The organism is Desulfofundulus salinus, assembly GCF_003627965.1.
In the GTDB taxonomy this organism is placed as follows: Bacteria; Bacillota; Desulfotomaculia; order Desulfotomaculales; family Desulfovirgulaceae; genus Desulfofundulus; species Desulfofundulus salinus.
This window is the reverse complement of sequence record NZ_RBWE01000001.1, coordinates 2,271,328-2,286,956: the sequence shown is the minus strand read 5'-3', so window position 1 is coordinate 2,286,956 and position 15,629 is coordinate 2,271,328. Positions and strand designations below refer to the sequence as shown.

Annotated in this window: 15 protein-coding genes; 13 read left to right on the top strand and 2 right to left on the bottom strand. The window is 54.4% G+C overall.

What is annotated here, in order from left to right; translation table 11 throughout:
- Positions 1–206 precede the first annotated feature (206 nt).
- The 6 genes from D7024_RS11690 to D7024_RS11665 all read left to right on the top strand — a co-directional run bounded on the left by D7024_RS11690 (position 207) and on the right by D7024_RS11665 (position 4,780).
- A complete protein-coding gene (locus D7024_RS11690; RefSeq protein ID WP_121451965.1) occupies positions 207–947 on the top strand; it encodes an STAS domain-containing protein in 741 nt (246 codons plus the stop codon).
- The gene (locus D7024_RS11685; RefSeq protein ID WP_243113770.1) at positions 934–1,320 is read left to right on the top strand and encodes an STAS domain-containing protein; all 387 of its coding nucleotides are present in this window, start codon (positions 934–936) and stop codon (positions 1,318–1,320) included. The genes D7024_RS11690 and D7024_RS11685 overlap by 14 nt, the downstream gene beginning before the upstream one ends.
- Positions 1,313–1,768, top strand: a complete 456-nt coding sequence (locus D7024_RS11680; RefSeq protein ID WP_243113769.1) for an anti-sigma regulatory factor — start codon at positions 1,313–1,315, stop codon at positions 1,766–1,768. Before D7024_RS11685 ends, D7024_RS11680 begins: the two co-directional genes overlap by 8 nt.
- Positions 1,765–2,376 (top strand): PP2C family serine/threonine-protein phosphatase, encoded by a 612-nt coding sequence (locus tag D7024_RS11675; RefSeq protein WP_121451962.1) that lies wholly within the window; start codon positions 1,765–1,767, stop codon positions 2,374–2,376. The genes D7024_RS11680 and D7024_RS11675 overlap by 4 nt, the downstream gene beginning before the upstream one ends.
- Before the next feature lies 1 nt (position 2,377).
- Positions 2,378–3,190 (top strand): GGDEF domain-containing protein, encoded by an 813-nt coding sequence (locus tag D7024_RS11670; RefSeq protein WP_121451961.1) that lies wholly within the window; start codon positions 2,378–2,380, stop codon positions 3,188–3,190.
- A 135-nt stretch (positions 3,191–3,325) separates the two neighbouring features.
- Complete coding sequence (locus tag D7024_RS11665) at positions 3,326–4,780, top strand: SpoVR family protein (RefSeq protein ID WP_435374061.1); 1,455 nt, start codon at positions 3,326–3,328, stop codon at positions 4,778–4,780.
- A gap of 182 nt (positions 4,781–4,962) precedes the next feature.
- Here D7024_RS11665 and splB read toward each other — a convergent pair whose 3' ends face one another.
- Positions 4,963–5,979, bottom strand: a complete 1,017-nt coding sequence (splB, locus tag D7024_RS11660; RefSeq protein ID WP_121451959.1) for a spore photoproduct lyase — start codon at positions 5,977–5,979, stop codon at positions 4,963–4,965.
- A gap of 517 nt (positions 5,980–6,496) precedes the next feature.
- On the opposite strand from splB, the gene ku reads away from it, so the two are divergent.
- Positions 6,497–7,366 carry a non-homologous end joining protein Ku gene (ku, locus tag D7024_RS11655; RefSeq protein ID WP_121451958.1) on the top strand — a complete coding sequence of 290 codons (870 nt, stop codon included), beginning with the start codon at positions 6,497–6,499 and terminating at the stop codon, positions 7,364–7,366.
- Between the two features lie 8 nt (positions 7,367–7,374).
- Positions 7,375–8,331 (top strand): non-homologous end-joining DNA ligase, encoded by a 957-nt coding sequence (ligD, locus tag D7024_RS11650; RefSeq protein ID WP_121451957.1) that lies wholly within the window; start codon positions 7,375–7,377, stop codon positions 8,329–8,331.
- A gap of 253 nt (positions 8,332–8,584) precedes the next feature.
- Here ligD (D7024_RS11650) and D7024_RS15005 read toward each other — a convergent pair whose 3' ends face one another.
- Complete coding sequence (locus tag D7024_RS15005) at positions 8,585–8,728, bottom strand: hypothetical protein (protein WP_207666930.1); 144 nt, start codon at positions 8,726–8,728, stop codon at positions 8,585–8,587.
- Positions 8,729–8,798: 70 nt separating this feature from the next.
- Between D7024_RS15005 and ligD (D7024_RS11645) the strand changes: the two genes are divergently transcribed.
- The 5 genes from ligD (D7024_RS11645) (at position 8,799) to xerC (ending at position 15,598) form a co-directional block, all read left to right on the top strand.
- On the top strand, positions 8,799–9,725 hold the full coding sequence (gene ligD, locus D7024_RS11645; RefSeq protein WP_121451956.1) for a non-homologous end-joining DNA ligase: 927 nt from the start codon (positions 8,799–8,801) through the stop codon (positions 9,723–9,725).
- A gap of 71 nt (positions 9,726–9,796) precedes the next feature.
- Complete coding sequence (dprA, locus tag D7024_RS11640) at positions 9,797–10,906, top strand: DNA-processing protein DprA (RefSeq protein WP_121452560.1); 1,110 nt, start codon at positions 9,797–9,799, stop codon at positions 10,904–10,906.
- 85 nt (positions 10,907–10,991) lie between these two features.
- Positions 10,992–13,235, top strand: coding sequence for a type I DNA topoisomerase (gene topA, locus D7024_RS11635; RefSeq protein ID WP_121451955.1), 2,244 nt, complete (start codon positions 10,992–10,994; stop codon positions 13,233–13,235).
- Complete coding sequence (trmFO, locus tag D7024_RS11630; protein ID WP_121451954.1) at positions 13,235–14,578, top strand: FADH(2)-oxidizing methylenetetrahydrofolate--tRNA-(uracil(54)-C(5))-methyltransferase TrmFO; 1,344 nt, start codon at positions 13,235–13,237, stop codon at positions 14,576–14,578. The genes topA and trmFO overlap by 1 nt, the downstream gene beginning before the upstream one ends.
- Positions 14,579–14,656: 78 nt before the next feature.
- Entirely contained in the window at positions 14,657–15,598 is a 942-nt protein-coding gene (xerC, locus tag D7024_RS11625) for a tyrosine recombinase XerC (RefSeq protein ID WP_121451953.1), read from the top strand.
- Positions 15,599–15,629 lie beyond the last annotated feature (31 nt).

Genomic DNA, 15,629 nt, shown 5'->3' with positions numbered 1-15,629 from the left:
TAATTGAGTTAGAAGTAATCATGAAGGCCGGGTTGCAGGAGAGGAACGTAGCTGCAGGGAAGTCAGGGTTTTTCCCTGCAGTTTTCTCATTAATGAAGGCGTTTTGAAAGGGCAGCTCCTGCGGGAGCTTCCGGCAGGAAAACAAGGAATTATGTCGAAATAGCAAAAAATGGTCTTCAGGCTACAGGCTATGGAGGGAAGTATTGATGGATGCTATTAAGGTGACGGAAATCGTCAATGGCCTCACGACAGACGGCAGGCAAAAAGACCTGTGGTGCCGGGTTATGGAGGAAGCGTTGAGCAAAAAAGCAGCAGACGGCTTATTTGAAGCCCTGCGGTCTTTAATTGAAGAGCTGGGTGAAGAAGAAGTAGGGTCGAAAATACTGCATATTGCAGAACATGCTTCTTTTCCCGCTGTTGATATACTCCGGGCCGCATTGAAGGTTTCCGGGGAGATGCGGCGCGAAAATGAGCATATTTTAATGCAGCTCCGCCAGATGCTTTCGGAGCTGGCCACCCCGATAATCCGTATATGGACGGATATTTTACTGGTAGCCATGATTGGGAACCTGGATGGCCAGCGTGCCCAGAATATCGCGGAGAGATTGCTGAACAGGGTGAGTTCCGTCAGGGCGAAAGTGGTGCTGGTGGATGTTACGGGTGTCCCCATGATCGATACGGTGGTCGGGGGATTTCTTATGGAGATGTTTAACGCCATAAAGTTCCTGGGTGCCGAGGTCATTCTTACCGGTATCAAGCCGGAGGTTGCCCATACCCTTGTCAAACTGGGAGTAGACTTCCAGATGGTTACAGTCGCCAGGGACCTGGAGGATGCTCTCCGCCGCGGGATAGCCATAACCATGGAAGAAAGGAAGAGGCGCAGGCAGCTTGCCCTAAGCCTGGCGGGCGGTAGGCTGGAAGAAAGCGGTGAAGATGATGAGCTTTGAGGACAGGGTTGTGCCCATTATGCAGGTGGATGGCTACCTGCTGGTGCCCATCCAGATCGACCTGGACGACAGAACGGTAGGACGGCTGCAGCAGCAGCTTTTGAAGGAAATCGAGCGGACGAGGGCCAGGGCGGTTATACTGGATGTAAGGATGGTGGAAGTGATTGATAGCTATATATCATACACCCTTTCTGAAACGGCTGCTATGGCCCGCCTTATGGGGTGCCGCACTGTATTGTGCGGCATTCAACCCCCTGTAGCTTTGACTCTGGCCCAGATGGGTGTCACGCTGCAGGAGGTCGCGGTGGCGCGGAATCTGGAACATGCCCTGGTACTGGCCGGCTCTTTCCAGGAGAGGGATAAAGGTGTATGAGGAAAAAATAACCTCCATAATTGAGGACCCGGCGCAGGAATTCGATATAGTGGTCCGCATTACTCGAGAGGAAGACATTGCCGTAGCACGGCAGATGGCCAAACAACTGGCCCAGGAGATCGGCTTTTCCCTGGCCGATGTTACCAGGATAGCCACTGCGGTTTCGGAGCTGGCCCGGAATATCTACCGGTACGCCAGGCAGGGCAGGATAATGATAAGAAAGCGGCTGGAGGACAGGGACAGTCCGGGCATTGAAGTAATTGCCGCCGACCGCGGCCCCGGTATCCCTGATATCGAGCTGGTCTTGACGCGGGGCTATACCACGTGGGAGCGCAGTCTCGGTATAGGCCTTTCGGGAGTAAAACGTCTGATGGATTCCTTCGCCATTCATTCCGAAGTGGGTAAGGGGACGGTGGTTATTACGGAGAAGAGGAGGCGTGCATTTTGACTTTCTTTAAACAGGCCACAGCGTCCGGCCACGGCTGGGAGGTCTGGTCGTGCTGGAGGCCGCGGACGGGCTATCCAGTGGGCGGGGACCTTTGTTATGCATATAAAGGAAATGATAAGCTTTATATTTCAGTAGTGGATGTGCTGGGGCACGGTGAAGAAGCTCATCGCTGTGCGGAAGGGCTGCACAGAGTTCTGGAAGAGCGTAGAGAAGACCTGCCGGGTGTGTATGGTGATATCGAAAGGGTCGCTGCCAGAATCCGGGGATGTACCCTCTTCCTCGGTACCCTGGACAATGCGACTCTAAGTTATATCATGGTGGGGAACATAAGGGGCTGGATGATTGGTGATAAAAGGTTGGAGTTTTTGCCGGGGCAGCCCGGGGTGGTGGGAGGGCGGAGGCTTGTGCCGGTTATCCGGAATGTAAGGATTGATGATTATGCTCTTGTAATAGTATGTTCTGATGGGATAAGGCGTAGCTTTGTGCCCGACCGGGGTGACGGACATCTGTGGCGACAGGATGGCCTATACCTGGCGGTTACGATAATGGAGAAATATGGTGTTCCGGAAGACGATGCCAGCGTACTGGTGGGGAGGAGGTGCACCTGAGTTGGCTTCAGAGGCCTTTTACAATACTTATAAAAATTACCTTGAACGATATGTGTGTGAGGGTGGAACCGAAGGAGTACTCGTGGAAGCCTATCAGGACCTGACACACAGCCTGGATGAGAAACATGTTCAGGCGGCAAATATTCTGGATATCCACACCAGGGCACTTCGAGAGGTAATGGGCATCCGCCGGGATAGCGATCCCGTCCAGTGGATATACATAGATCGCGCTACGGAATTCCTGGCTCAAATACTGGTTGTCATTGATAGTTTTCTTCTGCAGCTTAAAGACAGGATAGAACACGACCCGCTTACAGGATTGTATAACAGGCTCGCTTTATACCCGTTATTGAACCAGCTCCTTAGAGAAGCTCAGAGGAAGGGAAAGCCGCTGGTGGTTGCCATGCTGGATCTTGATGATTTTAAAGTGATAAACGACCGGTTCGGCCACCATGCGGGTGACCAGGTTTTAATTGCTGCGGCCGGCATCATAAAGAAGGCTTTGCGGGCTGCGGATAAGGTGGTTCGGTACGGTGGAGAGGAATTTATAATTATGCTGCCGGATACCAGCCTGAATAGATCGCAGATTGCCCTGGAGCGTATAAGATCCCAGATAGCAGGGCAGAGGTTATTGCCAGAAATGGACGTGGTTGTCACGGCCAGTATTGGGGCTACGGAATATAGCGGCAGGGGAACTGCCAGTGTAAGTGACCTGATAGCTCAAGCTGACAGGGCCATGTATAAGGCAAAAAAGGAAGGGAAAAACATGGTGGCTTGTGTTGAACCTGAGTCTCCAGGAAAACAGGAGGAGTGATCAGGAAAATTTAGCCCCGGTAAGAACTATTTTTCAGAGTCCCGGGACTTTTTGAGTTTAAAGACAATTCGCCCCGGCTTCCCACATAATCTATATAAACAAGAACATTTCTTTGGCACCAGGGAAAACTGGAGGTTGATTAATGTGACCAAAGAAGAGCTGCGCAAGCTTTCGGAAGCCGTGGAAATAATCACCGCCAAGGCCCGGGAATTTGGTCTGGACTTTTATGATATGTATTTTGAAATCTGCCCGGCGGATATCATCTATACCTTTGGGGCTTACGGCATGCCCACCCGTTTCTCCCACTGGACCTTTGGCAAGGCCTATCATAAAATGAAGACCCAGTATGATTACAACCTGAGCCGCATCTACGAAATGGTAATAAACTCCAACCCCTGCTACGCCTTTCTCCTGGAAGGCAATTCCCTGGTCCAGAACAAGCTGGTGATAGCCCACGTTCTGGCCCACTGCGACTTTTTTAAAAACAACGTCTACTTCGAGCATACCAACCGCAATATGGTGGAGTCCATGGCCAGTGCGGCCGAGAGATTCCGCGGTTACGAGCTTAAGTACGGCAAGGACAGGGTAGAAGCCTTTCTGGATGCGGTGATTTCCATCCAGGAACATGTAGACCCCTATCATTTCATAAAGGCCGGCCGGGAAAAGAAAAAGCAGGAAAAGGAAGAAGGGTCCTGTGCCTGCGGCCAGGGCAGGAATTGCGGAAAACGACACCGGGAGGAAACCCCCTATGATGAACTGTGGGAGCTCGATGAGCCCAAATGCGCCGGACATTGTGAGAAACCCAGGAAGTTTCCCCCGGAGCCGGAAAAAGACCTGTTACTATTTATTATGGAACATGCCCGGGATCTGGACGACTGGCAGCGGGACATTATATCCGTAATCCGTCAGGAAATGCTTTATTTCTGGCCCCAGTTAGAAACAAAAATTATGAACGAAGGCTGGGCCACCTACTGGCACCTGCGCATTATGCGGGAAATAGATCTTACTGAGGCAGAAGCGGTAGAGTTCGCCAAAATGCATGCCGGGGTAATTCAACCTTCCCGGGTGCGCCTGAATCCCTATCACCTGGGGTTGAAAATTTTTGAAGACATTGAAAGGCGCTGGAACGAGCCCACCGGGGAAGAGAGGAAAAAATACAACCGCTCCGGCGGTGAGGGAAGGCAGAAGATCTTCGAGGTGCGGGAACAGGAAAATGATATTTCCTTCCTGAGGAACTACCTGACCAAAGAACTAATAGAGGAAATGGATCTTTATCTTTACAAAAAGATGGGCTACGATTGGAAGGTATCGGACAAAGACTGGGAAAAGGTCAAAGACGGCATCCTTTCCAGCCTGACCAACGGCGGCTACCCCTATATCGTGGTGGAAGACGGGGATTTCAATAAACGGGGCGATTTATACTTGAAACACTGTTACGAGGGCCTGGAGCTGGATGTGTTTTATCTGGAAAAGACTTTACCTTACGTATACCGCCTCTGGGGGCGGCCGGTGCACCTGGAGACGGTCATCGATAATAAAAAGGTGCTATTCTCTTACAATGGGGAAAAGGTAAGTAAAAAATTTATTTAGCACTTCCAGAAAAATATAGCGGGCGGCGGCCATTCCCGGCCGTATTTGGCGGGACGGCCTGCCGCCCTTTTGTTTGCTGGGCGGTCCGAAGCGAGCCGCGGTGCGCATCTTACGCGGAAGCCAGGGAGTGAGCGGGACAACGCCGTTCCTTAAGCGGGTTGACTGAACACTTACGTTTCGGGTTAGACGAAGTAATCGATCTTTGCCCCGGGAAACAGTTCCTCTGTTTTCGAAACGAGGGTTTCCTTTAAACGGTGCATTAACTGCGGGGCGTAAACATATTTCCCGTAACCGAACTGGCCGAACTTGAACTTTCTGTTTTCTTCATTCATGGGTAAAACGGTATTGGGGAACAGCGTTTTTATTCTGTTTTTTGCCCGTACGGTAAACCGGTGGGTGATAAATTCAAAAGACAACACCTGGGAGTCGGGGAGGGACTCCCTAATTGCTTTTAATAAATCTATGTAGTCCGTTTCCCAGCCGGGGTAGGCTATGATGGGAGCAATGATGAACCCCGTGGGATAACCAGCCTCTATAACTTTTCTGGCTGCCTTTAATCGCTGTTCCAGCTTCGGCGTCCCATGTTCAAAGGATTTTATTATTCTGGTAGTATTTACGCTAAAACGAACTGTTGTATGCCCGTTGTGTTTTAAGATTAAAAGTGAGTCAATCTCAGTGAATTTGGTGGCAAAGCGAAAACGGCTAAAATCCTGGATGGCAAAAAAGAGAATGGTTTTGGCCAGTGCCCCGGTGTATTTTTCCACAGGGACCGGGTCGGAGGTGGCGGATCCTTCAAATATAGTTACTTCAGGTTGTCTTTGGACGATATAGTCCCTGGCTTTCTCTAAAATTTCTTCGATGTTGACATAAGCCCTGATGTAGGGCTTATTGGGCAGGCTGCCGAGCAAATAACAGTACTCACACTTTCCGGGGCAGGAAGTGGTCAATGGCAGCTGGTAATGGGCCGACGGTTTACAGGTTTGAAAGGTAAGAGTCCTCCTCACGCCAAATACCAGCGTTCTCTTAGCTTCTCTGTAGGCTTCTTGCGGATTTTTCCCGGGAATGCCAGTTATTCTGTTATGGGAACGGGTTACAATCACCTCAATGTCGGCCCGTTTAAATGATTCCCAGAGGGATTTACCTAAAGGATATTCCAGGGCATCCTGTTCAAATATTACTCTATCAGGGTAAAAATCCATATCAAACCACCCCTGCCGGTACACATATGTAACTTCTATTATAACCGTTTGGGCTTTCAAAAATTCCCAGGGGTAAATGTTCAGTGAATCCGCTTGGATGCGGCGCTGTCCTTGCTCACTCCAGTGCTTCGCGCCGACAGCACCACGGTTCGCTTCGGGCCGGCTCTGGCTCTCTGCGGATTACCATCGACACTGTTACCTCCCGACCATAATTAAACTGCCCGATGTGTCACCAATAGGTGTTCTTCCATTTGTTTTCGTTTGGCGTCCTCGAGAGCCGAGCCGGCGGCCTCGCTTCACCGGGTGCTGTTACCGGCGCTTCGCAAGTCGTTCGCTCCGGACAGCGCCGCATCCTCGTTATAACGGTTTTACTGAATATTTACTCCCAGGGCATACCGCGTTGCTGTTTGCATGTCCGGCAGGACTCGCCGGATAACTTCATAATTTGTCGGTATTAAGGCCATCCTAGCTTAAAAGCGGGCCGGTAACAACATTTTTTGTCTGGGGGTGGCGGCGTTTGCGTCCGATCTGGAAAGGGGCGGTTAGTTTTGGCCTGGTTTACGTGCCCGTCAAAATGTACGCAGCTACGGAAAAAAAGGATGTAAAGTTTAACTATTTACACGAAAAGTGCAAAAACCCCATTCAGTACAGGCGCTATTGTCCCTACTGCGAAGAAGAAGTTCCCCTGGAGGAACTGGTACGGGGATATGAGTATGAAAAGGGGCGCTATGTTATTTTACGGGAAGAAGATTTTGACGCTTTGCCCGGGGGAGACGGGCACAACATTGAAATCATGGATTTCGTGGAACTGGGGGAAATAGACCCCATCTATTACGACAAAGCCTACTACCTGGCCCCCGCCGGCGGTGGGGAAAAGGTTTACGAGCTTTTAAAGCGGGCCATGGAAGAAAGCGGCAGGGTGGCCGTGGCCCGGGTGACCATCCGCAGCAAGGTGAGCCTGGCCGTGTTGCGGGTGGCCAGGGGTGTGTTGTCCATGAGCACCATGTTTTATCCCGATGAGGTACGGGATGCCGGGGGCATTGAAGAATTGCACTACCGGGTGGAGGTGCCGGAAAAGGAACTGCAGATGGCGGTAAATTTAGTCAACAGCCTTACGGCTTCCTTTGACCCGGAGAAATATACCGATGAATACCGTCATGCGCTTATGGAATTAATCCAGGCCCGGGTGGCCGGCCGGCAGGTGGCCGAGCCCACCCGGCCGGAAGCGGCCAGGGTGGTGGACCTGATGGAGGCCTTGAAGGCCAGCATCGAAAAGGCTAAAAGGGAACGGGGCCGGCAAGCAGCCGGGGAAGCTCCGGGAGAGGGAGAAATGGAGCCGCAAAAAAGCCGTCGCCGGGGGCGCAAGAAGGCGGCAGGGGAAGGGTAGAGCGCCAGGTGGAAGAACAGGTATCCCTGCCCCTCCTGAAGCCCATGCTGGCCACATCATCCCGGCCCTTTGACAGCCCCGATTTTCTCTACGAAGTTAAATGGGACGGTTACCGCGTGCTGGCCTACCTGGACGGCGGCACGCTGTTACGCTCCCGCAACTTGCGGGATATCACGGCCACCTTTCCGGAATTGGAGGAGCTCCATAAATGTGTTAAAAAGCAGCCGGCCATTATTGACGGGGAAATCGTTATTTTTCAGGATGGCCGGCCTTCTTTTGCCGCCCTGCAGGCCCGGGGACGTTTGGAAGATCCTCTCAAGATAAAGGGTATGGCCCGCCGGCACCCTGCCATTCTTATGGCTTTCGATGTACTTTATGCCGGTGGCCGCTCCCTTTTGAACGAACCTTTACGCCGCCGCAAGGAACTCCTGGCGGAAATGATTAAGCCCGGTGACCAGGTGCTGGTTTCTGAATTTGTTTTGCATCAAGGCCGGGCCTTTACTGCCGCCTGCGTTGCCCGGGGTCTGGAAGGGGTCATGGCCAAGCATCTGGACAGCCCCTACCTTCCCGGCCGGCGCTCCCCTTACTGGCGCAAATTCCGCCACACCAAAGAGGCCGATCTGGTCATCTGCGGTTACCAGGCGGGGCGTGGCCGGCGGCGTCTCGGTGCCCTGTTATTGGGTGGCTACCGGGGCGAGGAGCTTGTTTACCAGGGCAAGGTGGGTACGGGGTTCAACCGGGAAGAGGAGGAACACCTGCTGGAACTGTTATCCCGCCTCGTTATACCCCGGCCCGTTCTGGCCCTGCCGCCGGTAGAGGCCCGGCGAACCATTGCGGTGGAACCTGTGCTGGTTTGCGCCGTGGAGTATCTCACCTTAACCGCCGGCGGCCTGCTCCGGCATTGCAGTTACCGCGGATTGCGCCTTGACAAATCACCCAGGGATTGCCATTACCTTTTTGAATAGAAAAATTTTTTTACGCTGTCACCACTGCCGGGAATGCTCCATAATATGGTACCAAAGACTGAAGGGAGGACTCCAAATGGGTTATGGTTTAGGCGGTGCTTATCCAGCAAACTACTCTTTCATCTTGTTCCTGATCCTGATCTTACTATTCTTCGGAGATGGGTTTTTCTGCGGTAACCCCAGGTAAACCTACTTTAAGGAGCAATTTAAAAGTAAGGGGTGGTTTGATGAGCGGTTCCTATCCCTACGGCGGCTACTTTTCCTTTATCCTGTTCCTGATTTTGCTCTTACTGTTCTTTGGGGATGGCTTCTTCTGCTGGTCCAATCCAAAGTAAAAACCGGCAAAGGGCTGCATCAAATGATGCAGCCTGATGTCTGTTTGGGGCATTCTGCTCATTCATTCCCCACCCCTGCCTTTTAAAAGTATTTTTCAAAAAGCATAATAAGGTGAGGGGGGGGTAAAAAACGTGGACCTGGAGATGATCAGGGTTTTTGGACAAAACCTTTCTTTCACCAACCTGGACAAGCTGTTCTGGCCCGAAGAAGGTTTAACCAAGGCTCATTTAATAAAATACTACAGCGATATAGCTCCCTTTTTGCTGCCGTATATTCATAACCGCCCCCTGGTCATGAAACGCTATCCCGACGGCATCAGCGGGGAAGCCTTTTACCAGAAGGAATGTCCGGATTACGCGCCCGGCTGGATTGAAACTTTTCCCGTTCACCACTCGGAGAGGGTAATAAATTACATAATCTGTAACGATCTGGCTACTTTGCTCTGGCTGGCCAACCAGGCCTGCATTGAAGTGCATGCCTGGCTCTCTACACGGGACAATATTGAGTGCCCGGATATTGCCGTAATGGACCTGGATCCGGCTGAAGGAGCGACCTTCGGGGATGTATTGCAGGTGGCCCTTTTGGTGCGTCGGGCCCTGGCGGAGTTTGGCCTCCAGGCTTTCGCCAAAACATCCGGGGCCAGGGGTTTGCACCTGTTTATCCCCATCCAGCCGGCATATCCCTTCCGGGATGTCACCCGGGCCATGGAGTATATCGCCCAGCTGGTCAACCGGGCCTATCCCGCCCGGACCACCCTGGAACGCACAGTGCCCAAAAGAAAGGGGAAGGTTTACCTGGACTATTTGCAAAACGGTCGCGGTAAAACCATGGCCTTTCCTTACAGCCTGCGTCCTTTGCCCGGCGCCCCCGTTTCAACCCCTCTCACCTGGTCGGAGGTTGAAGCCCTGAACGTGAACCCGGCCGACTTTAACATAAATACAATTTTTGAGCGCTTAAAGAAAACCGGAGATCTTTTCAGAGACCTCCTGGTGCAGGAACAAAGTCTGGATGGCATTCTGGATATGGCGGCCGGGCCCATGGGTCATACCCGCATTTAAGAAAAAGTTTTTCCCATTGGGGCAGGAGTTTTACCTTTCTTTCCCGAATGCCTTTTCAATCCGAGGTGAGCATGGTGGATGAGAAAATCTACTGGATGGGCTGGCAGTATCTCCTGCCCGGTGGTGCCAAGCGCATCTGGAACCTGGTGGAACGGTTTGGTTCCCCCCAGGCAGCCTGGATGGCCTCCGGGGAAGCTCTGGTCACCAGGGGCGGTTTTGAGCCCCGGGGGGCGGCACACCTGGTGCGCCGCCGCTCTGAACTGGATCTCCAGGAAGAGCTGGCCCGGTTACAGGAACAAAACATAACCTATATCACCTTTGAGGATAGTGACTATCCCCAGTTGCTGCGGGTCATTTTTGATCCCCCGCCCGGTCTTTTTGTCCGGGGTACCCTGCCCCCGCCCGGTGGGCAGACGGTAGCCGTCGTAGGTTCCCGGCGGCCCACCCCCTACGGTGTGACTGTGGCCGAGAAATTGGGCGGGGAACTGGCCCGGGCGGGGGTAACCGTGGTGAGCGGCATGGCCCGGGGGATTGACAGCGCTGCCCACCGGGGGGCCCTGGCGGCCGGGGGACGGACGGTGGCCGTGCTGGGTTGCGGCGTCGATGTGGTTTACCCCCGGGAAAACAAGCGGCTAATGGAAGACATTATCGAAGCCGGGGCGGTGATCAGCGAGTTTCCCCCCGGTTCTCCCCCTGAGGCGTGGCACTTTCCGGTACGCAACCGGATCATCAGCGGTTTATCCCGGGCTACGGTGGTGGTGGAAGCCGCAGAAAAAAGCGGCGCCCTCATTACGGCGGACCTGGCCCTGGACCAGGGGCGGGATGTGATGGCCGTGCCCGGCCCCGTAACCAGCCCGCAAAGCCGCGGTCCCAATCAGTTAATCAAGCAGGGTGCCCGGCTGGTGGAAAGCGCGGCGGATGTCCTGGAGGAACTGGGCATCACCTGCCTTTTCCCGGGAAAGCATCTTCAGTCCCCGGCAATGCCCGGGCTTACTGCCGGGGAGGAAACGGTTTACGGGATGCTATCTGGTGACCCCGTGCCAGTGGATATAATTATTGAAAATACGGGCCTGGCCGCGCAACAGGTGTTGTCCGCCCTGATGTTTTTGGAGGTCAAGGGCCTGGTCAGGCAGTTTCCCGGCCGGCTCTACGCCCGGCGTGAAAAGCCCTCCCGGTTCTAAAGTCACGGGGTCTTCATACATTTTTAAAAAAGATTCGTGCGGTTAATATAATGGTTAAACCGGAAAAAAAAGAAGGTGGCCTTCTTTGTCCAAAACGCTGGTTATTGTGGAATCGCCTGCCAAAGCAAAAAGCATCGGCAAGTTATTGGGTAAAAAATATACCATCAAAGCCTCCATGGGGCACGTGCGGGATCTGCCCAAAAGCCAGTTCGGGGTGGACGTGGAGCACGGTTTTACGCCCAAGTACATTACCATCAGAGGCAAGGGGGAAATCATTAAGGAGCTCAGGACGGCGGTAAAAAAGGCCGACCGGGTGTTGCTGGCTTCCGACCCCGACCGGGAAGGGGAGGCCATTGCCTGGCATCTGGCCAACGTGCTGGAAATTGATGAGAAAGCGCCCTGTCGCATTGAGTTTAATGAAATAACCAGGCAGGCCGTGCAAAATGCCGTGAAGGCACCCCGGCCCATCGATTACAACCGGGTGAATGCCCAGCAGGCCCGCCGGATACTGGACAGGCTGGTCGGTTATAAACTGAGCCCCCTGTTGTGGCGCAAGGTCAAGAAAGGTCTTTCAGCCGGCCGGGTGCAGTCCGTGGCGGTGCGGCTGATCTGCGACCGGGAAGAGGAGATTAATGCCTTTGTTCCCGAAGAATACTGGACCTTAACGGCCGTATTTACCCGCCGGGGAAAGGATCCCTTTGAGGCCAAACTGTACAAGATTGGGGATAAAAAGACAGAAATATCCAGCCAGGCGCAGATCGAGGAGATCTTAAAGGAGCTAAAGGGTGTCTCCTATCGGGTCATAAAAATTACCCGCAAGGAGAAAAGCCGGCAGCCGGCCCCGCCCTTTACCACCAGCAGCCTGCAGCAGGAGGCCTACCGCAAGCTCAATTTCACGGCCCGCAAAACCATGATGGTGGCCCAGCAACTGTACGAGGGGCTGGAACTGGGTAAGGAGGGCCCCGTGGGCCTGGTTACCTATATACGTACCGACTCCACCAGGGTGGCCACGCAGGCCCAGATGGACGCCCGGGCTTACATTCAGGAAAAATTTGGCCCCGAGTATGTCCCGGAAAAGCCCCGGCAGGTGGCGGCCAGGGGGCGGGCGCAGGACGCCCACGAAGCCATCCGCCCTACCGCCGTGAGCCGGGAACCCGAGGCCATTAAACAGTACCTCACCCCGGATCAGTACAAGCTCTATAAATTAATCTGGTCCCGTTTTGTGGCCAGCCAGATGAGCCCGGCCATTATTGAAACCACCAGCATTGATATTACCGGAGGCCGTTACATTTTCCGGGCCACCGGATCAGTGGTCAAATTCCCCGGGTTTACCCGGGTTTATGTGGAATCCCGGGATGACGAAACTAAAGAGGAGGAAGGGGTTTTGCCCGCCTTTTCCGAGGGGGAGACCCTGGAGGTCAAATCCCTCACGCCGAAACAGCATTTTACTCAGCCGCCCCCCCGTTATACCGATGCTACCCTGGTGAAAGCATTGGAGGAAAAAGGGATCGGCCGTCCCAGTACCTATGCGCCCATTCTGGAAACAATTATCAAGCGGGGATATGTGGTGCGGGAGAAAAAACAGCTTGTCCCTACCGAGCTGGGGATGGTGGTGGTAGATTTATTGAAAAAGCATTTTCCCGATATTATTGATGTGGAGTTTACCGCTCAAATGGAGGAAAGCCTGGACCGTATAGAGGAAGGGGAAATGGACTGGGTGCGGGTAATCCAGGACTTTTACGGCCCCTTCCAGGAAACCCTGGCCCGGGCGGAAGAAGAAATCGGTCAGGTGACCGTGTCCGACGAGGTTACCGGGGAAATCTGCGAACAGTGCGGCCGCAATATGGTGGTCAAAATGGGCCGTTACGGGAAGTTTCTGGCCTGTCCCGGCTTTCCCGAGTGCCGGAACACCCGGCCCCTGCTGGAGCCTACCGGGGTGCCCTGCCCCCATTGTGAGGGGGAACTGGTGGTGCGGCGCAGTAAAAAGGGCCGCAAGTTTTACGGTTGCAGCCGCTACCCCGATTGCGATTTTGTGGTTTGGGATGAGCCCTCCGGCGAAAAATGCCCTCGCTGCGGTGGTCTTCTGGTAATCAAAAGGGGACGGGGTGAACAGGAGGAACTGGAGTGTGTCAATGAGCAGTGCCGGTACCGGGTCGGCAGGGAAAAAAAGGCCGGTTCCGACGGTGAAGCCGCGCGGGATGTGGCTGCCAGGAGTGAACTGGTGGAAGAAGGGCCCTTTTTCGAGTCCTGGCACGGCAATGCTTTGCTGTCACCGGTGGAAGCAAAATCAAGCCGCACTGCAAACCCAGGAACTGGAGGAAGAAGTTAATGGCCGAGGCAGTAACGGTTATAGGTGCCGGGCTGGCCGGCGCGGAAGCGGCCTGGCAGCTGGCCCGGCGGAATGTACCGGTAAAACTCTATGAGATGCGTCCGCAAAAATTTACCCCGGCCCACCATACCGGCTTTTTTGCCGAGCTGGTGTGCAGCAATTCCTTAAGGGCTGCGGCCCTGGAAAATGCCGTAGGCCTGTTAAAAGAGGAAATGCGCCGGCTGGACTCCCTGATCATGGCCTGTGCCGATAAATACCGGGTACCGGCCGGGGGTGCCCTGGCCGTGGATCGGGAAGGTTTTGCCCGGGCAGTTACGGAGATCCTGGAAAGCCACCCCCTGGTGGAGGTTTTCCGCGAAGAAGTTACTGATATTCCGCAGGAAGGCATAGTGGTTCTGGCCACCGGTCCCCTGACCTCGGAGTCCATGTCCAGGTCCCTGCGGGATTTGACCGGCATAGAGTATCTTTATTTTTACGATGCTGTGGCGCCCATAGTTACCCGGGATTCCATCAATTTCGACAGGGTCTTTTGCTCCTCCCGTTACGGCAAGGGGGAAGGGGAGTACATCAACTGCCCCATGACCAGGGAGGAATACGAGCGTTTTCAGGAAGCCCTGGCCACGGCCGAAAGGGCGCCCCGTAAGGAGTTTGAAAAGGAGATTAATTTTGAAGGCTGTTTGCCCATCGAGGTGCTGGCCCGGCGGGGAAAGGATGCCATGCGCTATGGGCCTTTAAAGCCCGTTGGTTTAATTGACCCCCGCACGGGCCGCCAGCCCTATGCGGTAGTCCAGCTGCGCCAGGACAACGCTGCCGGTACCCTTTATAACCTGGTGGGGTTTCAAACCCACCTCAAGTGGGACGAACAAAAACGGGTTTTCCGCATGATCCCGGGGTTGGAAGAGGCGGAATTCGTCCGGTTCGGCGTGATGCACCGCAACACCTATGTCAATTCGCCAATCCTGCTTTATCCTACCTTTGAGTGCAAAAAACGGGCCGGGCTTTTCCTGGCCGGGCAGATGACCGGGGTGGAGGGCTACGTGGAGTCGGCTGCTTCCGGGTTGATGGCCGGTATCAATGCAGCCCGGCTTTACCGGGGCCGGCGGCCCGTGGTTTTTCCTCCAGAGACGGCCCACGGTTCCCTGGCCCATTATATTACCAGCGCGGACCCGAAGCATTTTCAACCCATGAATGTCAACTTCGGTTTATTCCCTCCCCTGGACGAAAACATCAAGGACCGGCGCAGGCGCAACCTGGCCCTGGCCCAACGGGCGCTGGAAACGCTGGAAGGGTGGAAGAAGGAAGTAGACACCCATGACGCTTTCAGCGCCACCAGCAGAGGATAAAAATGGTTGCCGTTTTGCACGAAGCGACCCAGCACCCGGAGAGCGCGTGCGAACGGCAGGCAAGTAGGAGTGAACAGTTTGTACCCGTACATAGACAACTTTATCTACTATCTCCAGCTGGAAAAGAACGCTTCCCCCCATACGCTGGATAACTACCAGCGGGATCTCTTCCAGGGCCTGGATTTTTTTGCCCGGGCTCTGGGAAAACCCGACCACCTGGTTTTGCCCGAGGACATCAATCGCCAATTGCTACGGGCTTTTTTAGCCCACCTGCAGTCCCAGGGGTTTTCCCGGGCCACCATTGCCCGGAAGCTGGCCACCTGGCGTTCTTTTTTCCGTTATCTAACCCGTGAAGAAGTGTTACCGGTTAGCCCTACCAGCCACCTTTCTTCCCCGAAAATTGAACGGAAGTTGCCCCGGTTTCTCTTTGCCGATGAGTGCCGGGCCCTGGTTGAGGCACCCCCCGACGACACCCCCCTGGGCCGGCGGGACCGGGCACTGCTGGAAACCCTTTACGCCGGCGGCATGCGGGTGGGGGAACTGGTGGCTTTGAGCCTGGATGATGTGGATCTGGATCGTGCCACCATACGGGTGGCCGGTAAGGGGGCCCGGGAGCGTCTGCTGCCTGTTGGTGCGTTTGCAGTACGGGCCCTGGAAAATTATCTCCTGGCCGGCCGGCCGGCTCTGGCAACCGCAAGCTCCGGGGAAGCCCTCTTTCTCAATTACCGGGGCGAGAGGCTTTCGGCGCGCGGCATCCGGAAAATTATCGACAAATATGTCCGCCAGATATGCCTGGATCGGCAGGTGAGCCCCCACGTGCTGCGCCATTCCTTTGCCACCCATTTGCTGGACAATGGGGCCGATTTGCGGGCCGTGCAGGAATTGCTGGGACACGTGCGCCTGTCCACCACCCAGATTTACACCCACGTCACCAGGGAAAGGTTAAAGGAAGTCTACCGCCGTGCCCACCCCAGGAGCCAATTGCGATGTTCGGAAGTAGAGATGAATAGGCCGTTTTAGGGCAGTGGCAAAAATATTTTACCCCGGCACG